10 protein-coding genes and 1 pseudogene are annotated in these 16,740 nt (G+C 70.5%); 7 read left to right on the forward strand and 4 right to left on the reverse strand.

Going from position 1 to position 16,740, the window contains the following annotated elements:
* Positions 1-2: 2 nt before the first annotated feature.
* The 3 genes from WME95_RS25455 to WME95_RS25465 all read left to right on the forward strand — a co-directional run bounded on the left by WME95_RS25455 (position 3) and on the right by WME95_RS25465 (position 2,946).
* Positions 3-428 carry a CBS domain-containing protein gene (locus WME95_RS25455; RefSeq protein WP_437901979.1) on the forward strand — a complete coding sequence of 142 codons (426 nt, stop codon included), beginning with the start codon at positions 3-5 and terminating at the stop codon, positions 426-428.
* A 147-nt stretch (positions 429-575) separates the two neighbouring features.
* Positions 576-1,595, forward strand: coding sequence for a universal stress protein (locus tag WME95_RS25460; protein WP_437901980.1), 1,020 nt, complete (start codon positions 576-578; stop codon positions 1,593-1,595).
* A 103-nt stretch (positions 1,596-1,698) separates the two neighbouring features.
* Positions 1,699-2,946 (forward strand): cytochrome P450, encoded by a 1,248-nt coding sequence (locus WME95_RS25465; RefSeq protein ID WP_437901982.1) that lies wholly within the window; start codon positions 1,699-1,701, stop codon positions 2,944-2,946.
* 24 nt (positions 2,947-2,970) lie between these two features.
* Here WME95_RS25465 and groL read toward each other — a convergent pair whose 3' ends face one another.
* The 4 genes and pseudogenes from groL to WME95_RS25485 form a co-directional block, all read right to left on the reverse strand.
* Positions 2,971-4,593: a chaperonin GroEL gene (groL, locus tag WME95_RS25470; RefSeq protein WP_437901983.1), complete on the reverse strand. Its 1,623-nt coding sequence runs from the start codon at positions 4,591-4,593 to the stop codon at positions 2,971-2,973.
* Between the two features lie 163 nt (positions 4,594-4,756).
* Positions 4,757-5,629: a 2-oxo acid dehydrogenase subunit E2 gene (locus WME95_RS25475; RefSeq protein ID WP_437911026.1), complete on the reverse strand. Its 873-nt coding sequence runs from the start codon at positions 5,627-5,629 to the stop codon at positions 4,757-4,759.
* Positions 5,630-5,718: 89 nt separating this feature from the next.
* Positions 5,719-6,075 (reverse strand): ATP-binding protein, encoded by a 357-nt coding sequence (locus WME95_RS25480; RefSeq protein ID WP_437911027.1) that lies wholly within the window; start codon positions 6,073-6,075, stop codon positions 5,719-5,721.
* Positions 6,076-6,123: 48 nt separating this feature from the next.
* A pseudogene (locus tag WME95_RS25485) lies at positions 6,124-6,459 on the reverse strand (ArsA-related P-loop ATPase); the annotation flags it as partial.
* A 193-nt stretch (positions 6,460-6,652) separates the two neighbouring features.
* On the opposite strand from WME95_RS25485, the gene WME95_RS25490 reads away from it, so the two are divergent.
* The 4 genes from WME95_RS25490 (at position 6,653) to WME95_RS25505 (ending at position 16,722) form a co-directional block, all read left to right on the forward strand.
* Positions 6,653-8,140 carry an APC family permease gene (locus WME95_RS25490; protein ID WP_437901984.1) on the forward strand — a complete coding sequence of 496 codons (1,488 nt, stop codon included), beginning with the start codon at positions 6,653-6,655 and terminating at the stop codon, positions 8,138-8,140.
* A gap of 157 nt (positions 8,141-8,297) precedes the next feature.
* Entirely contained in the window at positions 8,298-10,868 is a 2,571-nt protein-coding gene (locus WME95_RS25495; RefSeq protein ID WP_437901985.1) for a cation-translocating P-type ATPase, read from the forward strand.
* A gap of 130 nt (positions 10,869-10,998) precedes the next feature.
* Complete coding sequence (locus WME95_RS25500) at positions 10,999-12,852, forward strand: sigma 54-interacting transcriptional regulator (RefSeq protein WP_437901987.1); 1,854 nt, start codon at positions 10,999-11,001, stop codon at positions 12,850-12,852.
* The gene (locus WME95_RS25505; protein ID WP_437901988.1) at positions 12,853-16,722 is read left to right on the forward strand and encodes a serine/threonine-protein kinase; all 3,870 of its coding nucleotides are present in this window, start codon (positions 12,853-12,855) and stop codon (positions 16,720-16,722) included.
* Positions 16,723-16,740: the final 18 nt, after the last annotated feature.

A 16,740-nucleotide genomic window follows, 5' to 3' on the forward strand; every position in this document is an offset into this window, starting at 1 on the left:
AGATGCCGTTATCCAAGATCTGCGCCGCCGAGCTCATGACCGAGAACCCCCGGACCGTGCGGGTCAACGACCCCATCGGCGAGGCAGTGGACGTGCTCCAGACGATGGACTTCCGCCACGTGCCGGTCGTCGACGAGCAGGGTGAGCTGGTCGGGATGCTCAGCGATCGCGACCTGCGCGCGCTCCAGCTGCCCTACTCGGAGGACGCCGCGGTGGTCGACAGGGCGCTGCGGAAGGCCCGCGGGCCGGTGTCCACGATCATGAGCGGCAATGTCGTGAGCGCCAGTCCGGACGCGGACGTGATCGAGCTCATGGAGCTCATGCTCGACAACAAGATCGGCGCGCTCCCGGTCGTCGACGGAGAAGGTGCGCTGGTCGGCATCGTCAGCTATGTGGACGTCTTTCGCGGGCTCCTCGAGGAGGAGTGACCCGTCGTCTCCTTGGCGCGCAGGACGCGCACAGACAGCGCGAGGTGCGGGTGGGGTGAGGCCGGGCACGGAGATTGCTGCGATCGGTGGATACGACGCGCACAGCGCCGGTCCCACGGTGATGGGACATGGACCAGCGGAGGCAGCATGCAGCCTGTGCAGCGGATCCTGGCCACCACGGATCTCTCGGAGCTCTCGATCGCGGCCGTGAGGGTCGCCCTGGAACAAGCGCGCTCCTGGGGCGCCGAGCTCCGGATCCTCCACGTCGCGGCGTCCGCGCAAGCGCAGCCGGACGCGGCAGACGCGCTGCGCCGTTTCGCGTCGGAGCTCGGCAGCGGGGTTCGCATCGTCCCGCTCGTCCGGGTGGGGTCTGCAGCGGAGGAGATCGTCAGGTGTGCTGAGGAAGACGACGTCCAGCTGATCGTGATGGGTCGCCACGGGCACACCGGCACCACGGGCGTGCTGCTGGGCAGCGTCGCCGAGCGCGTCGCGCGCACCTCGAGCCGCCCCGTGCTGATGGTGCCTCCGGAGAAGGAAACCCGCGGGACGGGGGTGATCATGGGTCCGCCGCCGCACGCCTCGCGGTTTCGCTGCCTGCGGTGCGGCGTGCGCTCGGAGTACCAGTTCTGCGCCGCTTGCCGCGCCGAGTTCCGCATGCTCGATGTGCCCGCAGGAGGGGGGCCTCCGGAGGCTCCTGCGGCAGGCACCCTCAGCGCGGAGCGGATCGAGGTGCTCCTCGAGCGCGGCTCCTTCGGCCGGCTGGGCTGCCACGCCGAAGGACGGACGTACGTCGTGCCGATGGGCTACGCGTACGAGAAGGGCCGCCTTTACCTGCGCTCGGCGGAAGGCACGAAGGTCCGGATGATGCGATTGAATCCGGAGGTCTGCTTCCAGGTCGATCACATCCAGAGCCTCGCCGACTGGGAGAGCGTCATCGTGTTCGGGGTGTTCCGCGAGCTCAAGGCGCAGGAGGCGGTCGAAGGCCGACAGCGCATCCACGCGCGGCTGGCGTCCCTCCTCGCCGAGGAGGACGCCTGGCCCCGCCCGTCCGCGGCGTCCGCCGACGACAACGACAGGCTTGGCCACCGGGCCTACGTGGGGGCGCGCGGCGCGGTCGTAGGTTACATCGAGCCCGTGGAGAAGACGGGGCGCTATCAGATGCGCTGAACCACCTCGGCGGTCGAGGCTGCCGCCGGCCGCGCACGTTCTCGAGTAGGTCGGGAAAAGCGGGCGTTACCACACCGATCCGAGGCATTCATCCCAAACGATCATGCAAGCGCTCATCCAAGACGACGTGGCAATCCAGGAGTTTCTGCTCGACCCCTCTCCCTACTTCCGCCGCTGGCGCCACGATGAGCCGGTCCGCTGGTCTGAATCGCTGCACGGCTGGGTGCTGACGCGCTATGACGATGTTGTCGAGGCATTCCGAGACCCACGCCTGCGCCAGAGGCCGCCGCAGGCGATCGTCGACGCGCAGCTGCCACCGGGGAAGCGCGAGGTCGCCCGCGATTTCGTGCGCCTCCTCGGAGGCATGATGCTGATGAAAGACGGCCCGGAACACGCCCGCCTGCGCCGTGTGGGCAGCCAGGGGTTCACGCAGGGCGTTCTGGACGGGTTCCGGCCGATCCTCCAGCGCGTGACGGACGAGATCCTCGACAAGGTAGAGCCGCTCGGTCGCATGGATATCGTGCGCGACCTGGCTCAACCATTGCCAGCCACGGCGATCGCCCACATGTTCGGCATCCCTGACGCAGATCGGGGGTCGTTCCAGAAGTGGTCTGAGGACGTCGCGCGGTTCTTCGGCGGCACGACGCTGGACGTCGAGGAGGACGCCAGATCAGCCAACGAGGCGATATGCAATCTGGAGCGCTATTTTCTCGCCATCGTCGACGGGCGGCGCATGCGCCCGAGCAACGACCTGGTGAGCCTCTTCGTGGCCGGCCAGCAGGAAGGAAAGCTGTCGGCGGAGGAGATCACGGCTCAGTGCATCCTGGTCCTCGCGGCCGGACACGTCACGACCATCGACCAGCTTGGCAATGCGGTCCATGCGCTCCTCATGCACCCAGACCAGTTGAACCAGCTGCGTGAGGACCCGGCGCTCATCAGATCCGCTGTAGAGGAGTGCCTGCGCTACGACGGATCGGTGCCGTTCGTTTGCCGGGTCGCGGCAGAAGATTTGAAGATCCGCGACAAGCGCATCCAGCGACACCAGACGGTCTTCCTCGGCATAGCATCGGCGAACCGGGATCCAGAGATCTTCGACGAGCCCGATCGTTTCGACATCACCCGCGCGCCGGGCAAGCACATCGCGTTCGGTTTTGGTCCGCACGGGTGTCTGGGTGCCGGCTTGGCGCGCCGGGAGCTCGAGGTAGGGCTCGCCAGCCTGATTCGCCGCATGCCAGGCCTGAAGCTCGACGAACAGAGCCCGCCGGTGCGGAGATGCGAGAGCGTCATGTTCCGCGGCTTTCGTAGATTGCCGGTCCTCTTCTCGAGAGCTCGGATGGACAAGGTCGCCTGACGGCTGATGACCCCGACGCGCCGCTCATTCGAGCGGGGGCGCGGCCGCCCGTTCCTTCGCCGCCGGCTCGGGCACATCGGTCAACGTCGCCTCCGTCAGGAGCAGCACGCCCGCCACCGACACGGCGTTCTCGAGCGCGACGCGCACCACCTTGGTCGGGTCGATGATGCCCGACTCGACGAGATCGACGTAGGTGCCGTGCGCCGCGTCGAACCCGAGATTGCCGCTGCCGGCGCGCATCCGCTCGAGCACGACGCCGGCGTCGACGCCGGAGTTCTCCGCGATCTGCCGCGTCGGAGCCTCGAGCGCGCGGCGCAGGATGCGCACGCCGGTGCGCTCATCGCCGTCGCAGCGCTGCTCCTCGTGCTCCACCGCGACGCTCGCGCGCAGGAGCGCGAGCCCCGCGCCGGGCACGACGCCCTCGACCACCGCCGCCTTGGTCGCGCTGATCGCGTCCTCAAAGGCCTCTTTCCGAGACTTCATCTCCGTTTCGGACGGCGCCCCGACCCGGACGACCGCCACGCCCCCCACGAGCTTCGCCAGGCGCTCCTCGAGCTTCTCGCGATCGTAGTCGCTCTTCGCCTCCCTCCTCTGCCGCCGGAGCAGCTCGACCCTCGTCTGGATGGCGTGCGCGTCGCCGGCGCCGCCGATGATCGTCGTGTTCTCCTGCTTCACGACGACCCGCGCCGCCCGCCCGAGCTGGTCCCGCGTCACGTGCTCCAGCTTCACCCCTGCTTCTTCGGCGATCACCTCTCCCCCGGTCAGGATCGCGATGTCCTCGAGCATCGCCTTGCGTCGGTCCCCGAAGCCGGGCGCCTTGACCGCGACGCACGCGAGCGTGCCGCGCAGCTTGTTCACGACGAGCGTGGCCAGCGCGTCGCCCTCGACCTCCTCCGCGATGAGCAGGAAGCTCTGCCCCTCTTTTGCGACCTCCTCGAGCAGGGGGAGCAGGTCTTTCATGCCGCCGATCCGCTTCTCGTGGATCAGGATGAGCGGCTCCTCCAGCACGCACTCCATGCGCTCCGGGTCCGTTACGAAGTAGGGCGAGAGATACCCGCGGTCGAACTGCATGCCTTGCACGACCTCGACCGCCGTCTCTGTCCCCTTCGCCTCCTCGACGCTGATGACGCCCTCTCCACCGACCTTCTCCACCGCGTCGCCGATGAGCTCGCCGATGGCAGCGTCGTTGTGCGCCGCGACCGTGGCGACCTGGATCTTCTCCTGGCGGCTCTGCACAGGGCGGGAGAGCGACCGCACCGCGTCGACGGCCGCGTGGAGTCCCCGCTCGATGCCGCGCTTGAGGTCGATCGCGCTCGCGCCCGCGGCGATGTTGCGGAGCCCCTCCGCGAAGATCGCATGAGCCAGCAGCGTAGAGGTCGTCGTGCCGTCGCCGACCGCGTCGCCCGTGCGCTCGGCCGCCTCGCGGATGATCTGCACGCCGACGTCCTCTTCCGGGTCCTTGAGGCTCAGCTCCTTGGCGATCGAGACACCATCGTTGCACACGGTGGGGCGCCCCCACGCGCGTCCGATGAGCACGCTCTTCGACTTCGGGCCGAGCGTCACGCGGACCGCGTCGGCGAGCGCCGTGGCGCCGCGCAGGACCTTCTCGCGAGCAGCGGCGTGGAAAAGGAGTTGCTTGTGGGGCATCGCTGAAGACCTCCTGGACGAGCGCGGCCGACCTTCTGTGGCCTCCGTCGAGGATGCAACCTCAGGGCCGGCTCTGTCGGGTGCCGATCGCGCGCTCCGATCGTCGTCTCCCGAGAGATCGACGGCTCGCCTGCGCCCGCGGCGCCGGCGGCCGTGATGTGTGTCAGCGAGAAGCGGAAATCTCGGCATCCAGCCGATCGAAGCAGCGGAACGGGTCCTCCAGCATCTCGCGCACGGTGCGCGCCAGCATGCTCGCGTGGAAGCCGTCGATGAAGCGGTGATCGAACGTGGCGCTCACGCGCATCACCTTGCCGGGCACCACCTTGCCGTCCTCCACCACCGGCTCGTCCCTCACCGCGCCCGGGACAACGAGGACCGGCGTCCGCGTATAGGGCACGAGCGGCACATAGGCGTTCTCCAGGCCCAGCGAGCCGACGTTGGTCACCGTGAGCGCGCCGAACGGATCGCGCGGAAGCCCGAGCTTCGACAGGTCCAGGTTGAGCGTGTACATCACGAACGAGAGCAGGCGAAGGAAGGCGTTCATGAAGAGAAACGGGATGTGCCCTATCGCGCGCTTCGTCTCTTCCACCGCCCTGTCGCGCCGATGGCGGGCGCGCTCGATCGTCCGGTCCAGCTCGTCGACGATCTGAACCAGATTTTTCTCATGGGCCCGCTCGATAGTGGTCACGGTGAGATCCACCTCGCCGTCGCCGCCGGCCGTCTGCACGACCAGCACCGAGACGGTGACGCCGCGCCGGAGGTAGACCTTGTTCCAGCGCAAGATCGCATTGGCGTCGGGGCAGCGGCGCAGCGCCTCGGCGCAGGCCTTGGCGACCAGGTGTGTCACCGTGAGCCGGCGGCCGGTGCTGTGGCGGAACGCCTTGATGTACTCGAGCGCGCGATCCATGCGCAGGGTGAGCGTGCCGTACACCGATGGATCGTATGCGGTGTGCCAGGTGCCGATCGCCAGCTTGCGGAAGCTGGAGATCTCCTGCTTGGGCACGAGATCGAGGTTGGGCTTGATCCACCCGGCCATGGGCTCCATGGCTGCACGGCTCGGGCCAGGGCGTGCTGCGCGCTCCGGCTCCTCTTGTGGCGCGGGCTCTCGCCCGCCGCGCCGGGGTGTCACCAGGGCTCCCGGTCTGCAGACGGGGCGCGCTGCCGCAGCGGCAGCGTGAACTGGAAGGTCGTCTTCCCGGGCGCGCTCTCGGCCCAGATCCGCCCCCCGTGGGCCTCGACGAGCCCTCGCACGATGTAGAGGCCGAGGCCCAGCCCGGCGGCGCCTCCTGCCTTCGCCTCGCGCGTCCGGTAATAGCGGGCGAAGAGCCTCGCCGCCCACGCATCGAGCAGCGGCGCGCCCCGCGCCACCCGCGCGAGGCAGAGACGGATGTCGGCTGGCACGTGGCGGTGGGAATGGAGCCAGAGCTCGCCGGTGTCCTCAGAAGCCAGGAGCAGGTAGGCACCGCGCGCGCCGAGCTCCATCGCCTGGTCGAGCAGGAGCCCGGTGAGCTCGCTGAGATCGGCCGCGCGCGCCACGCGGAGCGCAGCGCGATCAGGCCGCGTCACGAGGACGATGGTTGTCCGTTCCCCGTTAGCCAGCGCCTCGACCGCGGCGGCGAACCGCGTGGCTTGCATCTTCAACCCCGAGTGCGGGCCCAGACACGAAGCGCCGTGCGTGGCCGACCCGAGAAAGCTGGACCAGGCGCGCGGCAAGCTGAGCAGCCTCAGCGTGTGTCCGGTCGGCGCTGTGTCGACGATCACGCGCTCTCGATACGTGTCGGCCGCTTTCTCGGGATCGATGTTGAGCGCGGAGAGCCCTCCGACGCCGGGGATCGGCGCGGGTCGATGAGAGAGCGAGGTCCTCAGCCGCCCGGGCTGCGTCTCGAAGGGCTGCCTTCACGCCGCAGCCAGCTGCGGGCGTCGCGGGGCCGTCTCCGGGCGCGGGTGCGTTCGGCGCGGCAGGCTCCGCTTGTCCGGCGGCGCGGGGCCGCTCCTGGCTCTACGTGCCTCCGGCTTGACGTGCCGGGGGCCGGGCCGCAGAGCCAGCAGACCGAAGGCCATGGGGAGCCGGCTTTTCGTCCGCAAACCGCTGTCGGTCATGAGAGAAGAGCTGCAGGGGGAGCACCGCCTCCGGCGGGTCCTCGGGCCGCTGCAGCTCACGAGCATCGGGATCGGCGCCATCATCGGGACAGGCATCTTCGTGCTCACCGGCCAGGCCGCGCACGACAAGGCAGGTCCTTCCCTGATGCTCTCCTTCGTGGTCGCGGGGATGGCCTGCGTGTTCGCGGCCCTCTGTTACGCGGAGTTCGCGGCGATGGTGCCGGTCGCGGGCTCGGCCTACGCGTACTCGTACGCGACGCTCGGCGAGCTGCCGGCGTGGATCATCGGGTGGGATCTCGTCCTCGAGTACGCCGTCGGCGCCGCCACCGTGGCGCACGGGTGGTCCCATTATTTCCAGGACTTCATCGGGATCTTCGGGATAGAGCTGCCGAGAGAGCTCAGGAGCGCGCCGTTCGACTACCAACCGGCGCTCGGCGAGCTCGTGCCCACGGGGGCGATCATCGATCTCCCCGCCGCTCTCGTGACGATCGCGGTCACGGTGATCCTGCTCAAGGGCATCCACGAGAGCGCGACGCTCAACGCCGTGATGGTCGCGCTCAAGCTCGCGGTCGTGCTCTTCGTGATCGCGGTGGGCGCGTTTTACGTCGACCCGGACAACTGGCGGCCGTTCGCGCCGTTCGGGCTCGCGGGGCTCAGCTTCTTCGGTCACACGGTCTTCGGCGAGACCGGTAAAGGGGGAGAGCCGCTCGGGATGCTCGCCGGCGCCGCGACCATCTTCTTCGCCTACATCGGGTTCGATTCGGTGTCGACCCACGCCGAGGAGGCGAAGCACCCGCAGCGCGATCTGCCCACGGGCATCGTGGCCTCGCTCGTGATCTGCACCCTCCTCTACGTTTCCGTCGCGGCGGTCCTGACGGGCATGGTGCCCTACACCGAGCTGAGCATCGACGCGCCTGTCTCCGATGCCTTCGCGCGCGTCGGCCTCCCGTGGGCGCAGTTCATCATCTCCCTCGGGGCGGTCGCCGGGATCACCTCCGTGTTGCTCGTGCTCATGCTCAGCCAGCCGCGCGTGCTGCTCGCCATGGCCCGTGACGGGCTCCTGCCCAGGCGCTTCTTCGGATCGGTGCACCCGGTCTTCAAGACACCGTGGAAGTCCACCTTGCTCACCGGGTTCGTGGTCGCCACCCTCTCGGCGCTCCTCCCGCTGCGGATCCTCGCGGAGCTCGTCAATATCGGGACGCTCCTTGCGTTCCTGTTCGTCTGCGCGGCGGTCCTGATCATGCGCCGGACGGCGCCGGACGCGCCGCGCCCGTTCCGGGTGCCGCTCTATCCGCTCACCCCGATCCTCGGGATCGTGATCTGTCTCCTCCTCATGTTCTCGCTGCCCACCGAGAACTGGCTGCGCCTCGCGGCCTGGCTCCTGCTCGGGTTCGCGATCTACTTCGGCTACAGCCGCAAGCACAGCGCGATGACGGCGAGCCCGTGACGCTGATCCCTGGGTCCCCGCGCTGCCGCGTGGCAAGGGGGCTCGGCCGAGGCGCGCGGAAGTGAGTCGCTCGTCTTCTCCTCCTGGTCCTCCTGGCGCCGCGGCCGGACAGGCAAAGCCGCTTCACGGCACCTGCGCTCAGCCACGCATCCGTCCTTTGGAGCTCGCCGCGCTCCCCGTCGAGGGGCGAATCCAGGCACTGCGGTCCGCTCCGGAGGGGCTGCGCGACGCGGAGGCGGCGAGGAGGCGGCTCGCTCACGGCGACAACGAGCTCGCGCCGCCCCGGCGTTCACGTCCGCTCCGGACGCTGCTCGCTCAGCTCACCCATACGCTCGCATTGCTGCTCTGGCTCGGCGCCGGGCTGGCCTTCGCCGCGGGCGCCCCGGAGCTCGGGTTCGCCATCATCGCTGTCGTCGTGCTCAACGGCGCGTTCGCGTTCATCCAGGAGCACCGTGCCGAGCAGGTCGTGAGCAGCCTGATGCGCCGTGTGGCGGTGCGTGCCCGCGTCGTCCGGGCAGGCATCGAGCGGCGTGTGCCCGCGCGCGAGCTCGTCCCGGGCGACGTGGTCCGGCTCGCGGCAGGTGAGATCGTGCCGGCCGACTGCATCTTGCTCGGCGCGGACAGCCTCTCGCTCGACCTCTCGATGCTCACGGGCGAGACGGCGCCGGTCGATCGCGACGCCGCGCCGATCGCCTCGCCGGGCCGCGGCGCGGAGGAGCTCACGCTCCCGAGCCTGCTCCCGAGCGGCGCGTCCGTGGTGACGGGCGCGGGCGAGGCGCTCGTGTTCGCGACGGGCGCGGAGAGCGCCGCGGGCAAGATCGCCGGGCTCCTCGAGCAGGGCGGGCGCGAGGGCTCGCTGCTCGAGCGCCAGGTCGCGCAGCTCTCGCACGTCACCGCGGCCATCGCGGTGATCGCCGGCGCGGCCACGCTGGTGCTCGCGCAGGCGTTCCACCGCGTCGGCCCGCTCGGCGCGCTCACGTTCGCGATCGGCGTGATCGTGGCGCTCGTCCCCGAGGGGCTGCTCCCGACGCTCAGCGTGTCGCTCGCGATCGGCGCGCAGCGGATGGCGGCGCGCGGGGCTCCCGTGCGGCGCCTCTCCGCGGTCGAGGTGGTCGGGTCGGTGACGACCATCTGCACGGACAAGACGGGGACCCTCACGCAGAACGCGCTCTCGGTGCGCGGCTTCATCCCCGCGCGCGGCGCGCCCCCGGACGCGGAACAGGCGGCGCGGCTCGCGGCCGCGCTGTGCAACAACGCGCGCCCGGCGCCGGCGGGCGGCGATTGCGAGGGCGATCCGGTCGACGTGGCCCTCGCGCGCTGGGCCGCGGCCGGCGGAGTGGACCTGGCCGAGGCGCGCGCCCGGTGGCCTCGGATCGCCGACACCGCGTTCGATGCGCGCCGGCGCTACATGGCGGTGACGTGCGCGGAGGGCGGCGCCACGCGGGACTTCGTGAAGGGGGCGCCCGAGGCGGTCGTCGCGCTGAGCGGCGCGCCGGCGCCCGCAGGCCTCGACGAGGCGGTGGTGGGCGCGGCCGAGCGCGGCGAGCGCGTGCTCCTGCTCGCCGTGAGGGAGGCCGGCGGCCCGCTCACGTGCCTGGGCCTCGCCTGCCTGCACGACCCGACGCGACCGGAGGTCCCCGCGGCGATCGCCGCGTGCAGGCGCGCGGGCGTGCGGGTCGTGATCCTGACGGGCGATCACCCCGCAACGGCGCGCTCCGTGGCCGCCGCCATCGGGCTGGATGCGGCGGACCGAATGGTCGAGGGGCCCGAGATCGACGCGATGGACGACCGGGCGCTGCTCGAGCTGCTCCAGGCCGGGGCGAGCCTCGCGCGCACGACGCCGGAGCAGAAGCTGCGGGTCGTGCAGGTGCTGCAGCGGTCCGGCGAGGTGGTCGTGGCGACCGGCGACGGCGTGAACGACGCCCCCGCGCTCCGCGCCGCCGACGTCGGCGTTGCGATGGGCCTGCGCGGCACGGAGGTGGCCAAGCAGGCGGCCGACATCATCCTGTCCGACGACAACTTCGCCACGATCGTGGCGGCCATCGAGGAAGGCCGGGCCATCAAGCAGAATATCCGCCGCTTCGTGAGCTACGTGTTCACGAGCAACGTCGCGGAGCTCGTCCCGTTCCTGCTCTACATCTTCTTTCCGATCCCTCTCCCGCTCGGGATCGTGCAGGTGCTCGCGATCGATCTCGGGACCGACGTGCTCCCCGCGCTGGCGCTCGGCGTGGAGCCGGCGTCGCCCGCGACGTTGCTCGTCCCTCCGGAGCCGCCCCGCAAGCCGATCCTCACCCGGGCGCTCGCGCTGCGGACGTTCTTCCTTTACGGGGCCGTCGAGGCGCTAGTCGGCGTCTTTGCGTGTTTCGGTTATTACTGGGTGCACGGCTGGAGACCTTTCGCGTCGCTCGAGCCGCTTCGTGCGCTGGAGCGAGAGGCGGCGACGATGACCTTCGTCGGGATCGTCTCGGGCCAGATAGGGTGTCTATTGGCGCAGCGCGACGGGCCGCTCTTGAAGCGTCTCGCGTTCTGGTCGAACCCGTGGGTGGCCGCGGGGCTCTCGATGGAGGTCGCGCTGGCGATAGCGCTGCTCTATGTGCCTGGACTGAATCGGATGTTTGCGATGGCCCCGGTGGGGCCGGCGTGGCTCCTCTGGCTGCCCGGCGGCGCCGCGGTCATGGTGCTCGTCGATGCGCTGCGGCGCGCCATGCTGGCGCGGGGCGCGCGCTGAGAGGTCGGGCGGGCGGCCAGGTCTCCGGCGGGTGCGCGCCCCATCGCCCCGAGGAGACGATGCTTCACGGGTTGGCGTGAGAAGATCGCCGCTGCGACCCGATCTCCGGTAAACTGCGCGGTCATCCAGGATGAGCCCGCCCGAGACGCCTGACGCTCGTTCGCAGCCGACGGAGCCGATACCGGACGGGCCCGGGCCGCCGCTGGGTGACCCTGCGCTGGATAAAAGCTCGTGGGTCCTGCTCGTGTATCACCGGCGCGGCGCCGAGGCGATTGTGCTGCACGAGGAGCACCCCGTCGTGCTCGGACGCGAAGCTCCATCCACAGCGCTCGTCGCGGATTGTAGCCTGTCACGCGAGCATGCCAGGATCACGCTGACCGGCGGCGGCGTGATGGTCGACGACCTCGGCTCGACGAACGGTACGTGGGTGAAGGGAGAGCGTGTGCGGCGGGCGGAGCTGCGCCCCGGCGACGAGCTCCTGTTCGGGAGCGTCCTCGCCTCGATCCAGCGCAGCCCGGCCCCGAGCGTGGGGGCCCTCGGGATCGAGAGCCACGAAGCGTTCCGGCTCGCCCTCGAGCAGGAGATCGCGCGAGCAAGGCACTTTGGCCGCACCCTGGCCCTGATGATGGTCCGCGCTGCCGAGAAGCCTGCGCTACATGTGAACCGCTGGTGTGCGCGTGTCCGCGCGCGGCTGAGGCCGGTGGACCGTATCGGGCTGTACAGCTCCGATATGCTGGAGATCCTGCTGCCTGAGGCGAGCCCCGCTCAAGCAGCCGAGGTGGCAGAGAGCATCGCCCGAGATCACGGCGACGGCGGTCACCGCCTCCTCGTCGGTACCGCGATGTTCCCGCACGCCGCGTCGACACCGGAGCGCCTGCTCGACGTGTGCCGCAGCGCGGCGCAGAGCGCCGTGGCCGAGCACGCGGTCCACCACGCTCACGCGGGTACCTGGGCTGTCGGCGCAAGGCTAGATCCGTTCGAGGCTGAGAGCAAACCGATCGTCGGCCGGTCCACACAAGCGATATTCGAGCAGGTCCCCCGCCTCGCCGCCGCGAGCATCCCCGTGCTCATCCTCGGGGAGACGGGGACCGGAAAGGAGGTCCTCGCCCGGGCGATCCACGAGCGGGGGCCGAGGGGCACGAAGAGCATGGTCTACGTGAACTGCGCGGCCATCCCGGAGCAACTCGTCGAGAGCACGTTGTTCGGGCATGAACGCGGCGCGTTCACGGGCGCGATCCAGCAGCAGAGGGGCGTGCTGGAGACGGCGAACGGAGGGACGCTGCTCCTCGACGAGATCGGCGAGCTGTCGCCGCACGCGCAGGCCGCGCTCCTGCGGGCGATCGAGGCCCGGAGCGTGACGCGCGTCGGATCGACGAGGGCGATCGATATCGATGTCCGCCTGATAGCGGCAACTCACCGCGACCTCGAAGCGATGTGCGCGCAGGGGCACTTCCGCTACGACCTCTTCTATCGCCTGAACGTCATGACGCTGGTCCTGCCCCCTCTACGCGAGCGCGTCGATGAGATCGAGCCGCTCGCGCGGCGCTTCCTAGCGAGGGCGAGCAGGGCGAGCGAGCGCTCCATCCGGACCGTGCACGTGGAGGCGCTCCTGCTCCTGCAGGGCTACGCGTGGCCGGGCAACATCCGTGAGCTTCGTAATGTGATCGAGCGCGCCGTGGTCATCGCACGGGCGGACGAGATCACCGATCAGGATCTGCCGGAGCGGATCCGCGCGGCCGCCACCGCCGGCGCCGCGCCGCCGTCGGGCGGGCTGACGGAGCCGGCGCCCGCGCTGGCGTCGCCCGAGGTCGGGAGCGTCGGAGAGCTCAAGACGCGGCTGAACGACTACGAGGCCGAGGTGATCCTGGCCGCGCTGCGCGCCGCAGGCGGCAACCAGACCGAGGCGGCGCGGCGCATGGGCATGCCTCTGCGGACCTTTGTCCGAAAGATCAGCCATCTCCGCTCCAGGGGCAGGATGAGTTAGATGCCGACACAACACGTGAATCCCCGCGAGGCCTTCGAGAGCTCCCGTGAATCGCTCTCGGAGTCCGGAGAACGTGCATGCGCTGCGGCGCCCGCCGAGGCGCCCCTCTTCGAGGGAGCGGGCCCCTACGCCGTGCTCGATCTCATCGGCCAGGGCGGTATGGGCGTCGTGTACCGCGCGCGCCACCGGCAGACAGGCGCGCTCGTCGCCCTGAAGACGGTGCGCGTGTCCCAGGAGCTCCCGCTCGCCGCCATCCGGCGCGAGGTCCGCACGCTCGCGTCGCTCCGCCACCCAGGTGTGGTGCGCATCCTCGGCGAAGCTGTGGACAACGCGCGTCCGTGGTACGCGATGGAGATCGTCGAAGGGGCGACGCTCCGTAGCTGGATGAGGAGCGCGTCGCAGGAGAGCGCTGCCGAGCGGGGCCAGCAGCCCACCACACCCGCCTCGGACTCCGGCGGGGTATCGCCTCGATCCTCGATCGATGGCCACCAGATGAGCTCGCTCGGTCCCCGGATCGAGTCGCGCCTGAGCCTCATGGCCCGCCTCTGCGAGCCGCTCGCTTACCTGCACGGAGAGGGGCTCGTCCATCGCGACATCAAGCCTGAAAACATCATCGTGCGCCGGGATGATACGCCCGTGCTCGTGGATTTTGCGCTCGCGTCGCGCTTCGGCGGGGCGGAGAGCCGCGAGCCGCTCGAGGTGGATTCGGTCCTGGCAGGCACCTGCGCTTACATGTCGCCCGAGCAGCTCCGAGGCGACCACAGCGACGCGCGCACAGATCTGTACGCGTTCGGATGCATCCTGTACGAGCTCGTGACGGGGCGGCTGCCGTTCGAGGGCACCTGGGCGGAGGTACGCCGCCAGCACATCGAGGCGGCGCCCACGCCACCGTCGCGGCTCAACACGAGGCTGCCTCGCGAGCTCGACACGCTGCTCCTGCGCCTGCTCGCGAAGCGCCCAGAGCACCGGATCGGCCACGCCCACGAGATCGCGTGCGCGCTCGCCCGCCTGGGCGTGGCGCCGCGCGACGCCGCCGTGGATGTGGCCCCGCGGCCGTTCCTCTACAGACCCGCGTTCGTCGGCCGCGACGCAGCGGTGCAGCGTATCGACCGCTGGCTCGTGGATCGGGCCGATCGCGAGGGCGGCCTCGCGCTCGTCGGCGGCGAATGCGGCATCGGCAAGACCCGCCTGGTGATAGAGCTCGCGCGGCGAGCGCGCGCGAGGGGCGCACGTATCATCACCGGCGAGTGCGCCTCCCTCGCAATCGACGGCGGCGCTGGCCCGACGGCGACGCTGCACCCGTTCCGCAGCGCGCTGCAGGTGATCGCCGATCGCTGCCGCGAAGGTGGCCCAGAGCAGACCGCGCGCCTGCTGGGCGTGCGCTGCAGGCTCCTCTCGGCCGTTGAGCCCGCCCTCTCCTCGGTTCCTGGCTACGCTGCTTACCCGGCTCCGCCAGCGCTGCCTCCCGAGCAGGCGCGCGCGCGGCTGCTGGAGGCGCTGGACGCAGCGCTGCGCGCGCTCGCGCAGGACGCGCCGTTGCTACTCGTCCTGGACGATCTCCAGTGGGCGGACGAGCTCTCGTTGCGCTTCCTCGCATCGATGCGCGCGGGCACCATCGCGGGCGAGCGCGTGTCGATCCTCGGCACCTACCGGAGCGAGGAGGTCGGCGAGGCGCTCCGCGAGCTCATCGACGCCGGCGGCGACGCCGATGTCGTCCTCGACAGGCTCATGCGCGGCGCGGTCACCGAGATGGCCGCCGGGATGCTTGGAATCGAGCGCTGCTCCGAGCTGCTCTCGGACCTGCTCCACCGCCACGCTGACGGCAATCCGTTCTTCGTCGGAGAGTACCTGCGCACAGCTCTGGCCGAGGGGCTGCTCCGGCGTACGGGCACGGGGAGCTGGCAGCTCGATCACGCGCCAGAACAGGAGCTGCCCCTGCCGGGCTCGCTTCGCCAGCTGGTGCGGCGTCGCCTCGATCTGCTCTCAGGCGAGGCGCGCGCGCTCGCGGCGGTCGCGTCGGTCATCGGCCGCGAGATCGACGAAGAGATGCTCGCGCAGGTGTCACGCCTGGACGACCTCAGCTTCATGGACGCCGTGGGCGAGCTGCTCGCGCGGCAGGTGCTCGATGAGACGCTGCCCGGGCAGTTCTGCTTCCTGCACGACAAGCTCCGGGAGCTCCTCTACACTTCGCTTCCGGAGTTCGATCGGCAAGAGCTCCACAGCAGAATAGCGGAGGCGCTGGAGCGCACAGCCGGAGGCGAGATCGCGCACTCGTCCTGCGCGCTGCTGGCGCACCATTGGAGCGCCGCGGGCGACGACGAGCGGGCCTTCGGCTACATGGAGCGTCACGCAGACCACCTGCTTCGCACCGGTGCTTACCGTGATGCCGTGACGACGCTGCACGGCGGGCTCCGCCGGGTGCGGAGCTGCGGCCCGGGCAGGCCCATGCCGCCGGAGCGCGCGGGCACATGGCATCGTCGTCTCTCTCAGGCTTACCTCGGCCTCGGCCAGCTCGAGCGGTGCGAGGAGCAGGGCTGCAAGGCGCTCGCGTTGCTCATCGGTGTCGCGCCGCGCTCGCGGCTACGCTGGTCCGGGCTGCTCGCGACGCAGCTCGTCCGTCAGCTAGGTCACCTCGCCATGCCCGCGCGCGCCTACGAGCGCCCCGCGCGACGGGCGATCCTCACGGACGCCTCCCAGGCGGCAGGCGCCGTCGCCCGGGTGGGGTTCTTCGCGAGCGATCCGGTACGGATGGTCGCCGCCAGCCTGCTCGCCGTGAACCTCGCGGAGCAAGCCGGGGGAGCTGTGGAGACGACCCGTAATTACTCCGGCCTCGGGTTCATGCTCGGCCTCTTCGGGGCACGGCAGCTCGCGGGACATTACTTCGAGCGCGCGCGCCGCATCGGCCATGAGACACGCGATCTCCCCGGGCTCATGTTCACGCTGACCTCGGAGGCGGTCTACTTGCTCGGCGTCGGACGATGGGACCAGGCGCGCGGCGCGCTCATGTCCGCTCTCGCCCTGTGCAAGGAGACCTGTGATCCCCAGGATACCGAGCTCGTCTGCACGCTGCTCAGCCACCCGGACTACTTCCAGGGGCGCCTCTCCAGCTCATCGGTGTGGTGCTCACAGGTGCTCGGGTCAGCCCGCCGCCGGCACAACCTGCAGAGCGAGGCGTGGGGTCTGTACAGCATGGCGCGTAGCTTGCTCGCGCTCGGCCTGCACGAGCGTGCTATCGAGCTGCTGCGCGAGGCGCAAGGGCTACTCCACGCGCTGACGGATCAGGTCTCCGAGATCGTCTGCTGGGGCCTGCTCGCGAGCGCGCATACGGCCGGGGGCGATCTCAACGCGGCCACGTCGGCAGCACAGGCTGCTGACGCGCTCTTGCGCCGGACACGCCCAACGGTCTTCTTGATCATACACGGATACGAGGGCGTGATCGCGACGCACCTCGCCCTGGCAAAGCAGGCGCCGACGCGCAGTGAGCCGACGGTTCGCGCCGCGCTCCGAGCCGCCGCCGTGGCCTGCTCTCGCCTGGCATCCGCGACGCGGCTCTTTCCAGCTCTCGCACCGGCGCTCTGGCGATGCCGCGGCGGCATCCTCGCGGTCGCCGGCCGAGAGCGCCGCGCCGTGAACGCCTACCGGCGCAGCCTCGACGCCGCGACAACCCTCGGGATGCGCCTCGACGCAGCGCTTGCGCATGCTGCCCTCGCGCGCGTGCTCCCGCAGCGCTCCTCAGGCCAGGCGCTGCACGCGAGGGCCGCACACGAGCTGCTCCAGGCCATGGGCCGCGCAGAGCCTCCACCCGGAGTTGCGGGCGCCTCGCCGGAGTCACACGACGCCGCAGCGGCCCGGAGCGTGCATTCGCCGTAGCGGCACCACCGGAATCGA

Source organism: Sorangium sp. So ce327 (genome assembly GCF_051530205.1).
Taxonomy (GTDB): Bacteria; Myxococcota_A; Polyangia; order Polyangiales; family Polyangiaceae; genus Sorangium; species Sorangium cellulosum_B.

Bases quoted from the DNA above. Each gene is read 5' to 3' on its own strand.
- WME95_RS25455 (WP_437901979.1), top strand. From the start codon at position 3: ATGCCGTTATCCAAGATCTGCGCCGCCGAGCTCATGACCGAGAACCCC.
- WME95_RS25460 (WP_437901980.1), top strand. From the start codon at position 576: ATGCAGCCTGTGCAGCGGATCCTGGCCACCACGGATCTCTCGGAGCTC.
- WME95_RS25465 (WP_437901982.1), top strand. From the start codon at position 1,699: ATGCAAGCGCTCATCCAAGACGACGTGGCAATCCAGGAGTTTCTGCTC.
- groL (WP_437901983.1), bottom strand. From the start codon at position 4,593: ATGCCCCACAAGCAACTCCTTTTCCACGCCGCTGCTCGCGAGAAGGTC.
- WME95_RS25475 (WP_437911026.1), bottom strand. From the start codon at position 5,629: ATGGCCGGGTGGATCAAGCCCAACCTCGATCTCGTGCCCAAGCAGGAG.
- WME95_RS25480 (WP_437911027.1), bottom strand. From the start codon at position 6,075: ATGGAGCTCGGCGCGCGCGGTGCCTACCTGCTCCTGGCTTCTGAGGAC.
- WME95_RS25490 (WP_437901984.1), top strand. From the start codon at position 6,653: ATGGGGAGCCGGCTTTTCGTCCGCAAACCGCTGTCGGTCATGAGAGAA.
- WME95_RS25500 (WP_437901987.1), top strand. From the start codon at position 10,999: ATGAGCCCGCCCGAGACGCCTGACGCTCGTTCGCAGCCGACGGAGCCG.
- WME95_RS25505 (WP_437901988.1), top strand. From the start codon at position 12,853: ATGCCGACACAACACGTGAATCCCCGCGAGGCCTTCGAGAGCTCCCGT.